Source organism: Nocardiopsis lucentensis DSM 44048 (assembly GCF_000341125.1).
Lineage (GTDB): Bacteria > Actinomycetota > Actinomycetes > Streptosporangiales > Streptosporangiaceae > Nocardiopsis > Nocardiopsis lucentensis.
Window position 1 is genome coordinate 1 of the sequence record NZ_ANBC01000377.1, and the last position, 1776, is coordinate 1776.

Annotated in this window: 2 protein-coding genes and 1 pseudogene; all 3 read right to left on the minus strand. The window is 77.0% G+C overall.

Annotated elements, in window-relative coordinates; translation table 11 throughout:
- On the minus strand, nucleotides 1-408 hold a 408-nt coding region (locus tag D471_RS0112720; protein ID WP_017598963.1), incomplete at its 3' end, for an ATP-binding cassette domain-containing protein.
- A gap of 49 nt (nucleotides 409-457) precedes the next feature.
- Entirely contained in the window at nucleotides 458-1549 is a 1092-nt protein-coding gene (locus D471_RS0112725; protein ID WP_017598964.1) for an ABC transporter ATP-binding protein, read from the minus strand.
- A pseudogene (locus D471_RS0112730) lies at nucleotides 1546-1776 on the minus strand (ABC transporter permease subunit); the annotation flags it as partial. The pseudogene D471_RS0112730 and the gene D471_RS0112725, both read right to left, overlap by 4 nt.

Genomic DNA, 1776 nt, shown 5'->3' on the forward strand with positions numbered 1-1776 from the left:
TTCGGCGACCCGGTCGGGTCCGGTCACCCGGTCCCAGCGGCCCTGGACGCGCAGGGGTTCGGCGACGGCGTCACGCACGCGCAGGCGGGGGCTGAGGGAGCCGTAGGGGTCCTGGAAGACCGGTTGGAGGGCGGGGCGCAGGGGGCGCAGGTCCCGTTCGTCCATGCCGGTGAGTTCCCGGCCCTGGAAGCACACCGAGCCCCCGTCGGGGCGGCGCAGGCCGAGCACGGCCGCGGCGGTGCTGGACTTGCCGCACCCCGACTCCCCCACCAGGGCGAGCGTCTCCCCCGCGGACAGGTCGAAGGAGACGCCGTCGACCGCGAGTACGGGCTCGGCTCGGCGACCGCGGGCCGGGTAGCGCACGACGAGGTCGCGGACCCGCAGCAGGGGCGGGGCGGGGTCGGTCATGGTGTCCTTCCTCGTGCTGACCGGTGGGACGCGGCGCCGCTCGGGCGGATCACGTGTGCCCGGCGGCGAACAGGGTGTGGGCGGGGTCGGGCAGGTCCCGCCAGCGGTGGCAGGAGGCCAGGTGGCCCTCGCCCGTGGGTTCGGGTTCGGGGAGGTCGGTGTGGCAGCGGTCGGCGGCGAGGGGGCAGCGCGGGGCGAAGGCGCAGCCGTCGGTCAGGTCCCGGGGCGAGGGGGGCGCGCCGCCGATCGCGGGCAGACGGCGGTCCGCGGAGTCCTCGGGAGGCACCGACGCGAGCAGACCGGCGGTGTAGGGGGCGCGCGGCGCGGCGAACACCCGGTTCACGGGGCCCGACTCCACGTGCCGTCCCGCGTAGAGCACCACGACGCGGTCGGCGTGGCCGGAGACGGCGGCCAGGTCGTGGGTGACCAGGACGACCGCCGTGCCGGTGTCGGCTCGCAGGTCGTCGAGCAGGTCGAGCACCCGGGCCTGGGCGCGGGGGTCCAGGGCGGTGGTCGGTTCGTCGGCGAACACCACGTCGGGCTCGTTGACGGTGGCCATGGCGATGACCGCGCGTTGGCGCATGCCGCCGGAGAACTCGTGGGGGTAGGCGCGGGCCCGGCGGGCGGAGTCGGGGATGCCCACCCGGTCCAGGGCGGCGACCGCCAGTTCCCACGCCCGCGCGCGGGGCAGGCGGCGCACCGAGCGCAGCGCGTGGACGAGTTGGGCGCCCACGGTGTGCACGGGGCTGAGCACGGACAGGGCGTCCTGCGGGATGAGCGCCACGTGTCGCCCGCGCAGGGCGCGCAGGGTCGAGGGGGTGGCGCCGACCACCTCCCGTCCCGCGACGCGGACGCTTCCGGTGACGGTCGCTCCGTGCGGCGCCAGGCCCAGAATCGCGCGGGTGGTGAGGGACTTCCCGGCCCCCGACTCCCCGATGAGGGCGAGTGCCTCGCCGGGGTGGACGTCGAAGGACAGCCCGCGCACGGCGGGCAGCCCCCGTCCCCCGCGTGCTCCGTCGGCGGGGGCGCCACCGCGGAGGGCTGGGCGTGGGCGGTCCTCGGCGGGGCGGTCGCGGTCCTGGCGGCCTCCGTCCAAGGTGACGCGCAGGTCGCGGACGGAGAGCACGGGGTCGCGGTTCATCGTCGTGCTCCTTGACGCGCGGTGGCCGTGGGCAGGGTGGACAGGGACACCGCGAACGCGGCGAGCAGCAGGAGCATCCCGGCCGGGGCGAGGGAGGCCAGCGGCGCGCGTTCGACGTAGGGCAGGGACTCCGACAGGCTGAGCCCCCATTCGGCGGAGGGCGGCTGGGCGCCGAGTCCGAGGAAGCCGAGGGAGGCGAGCGCCAGCGCGATCCCCGGCAGCCGCAG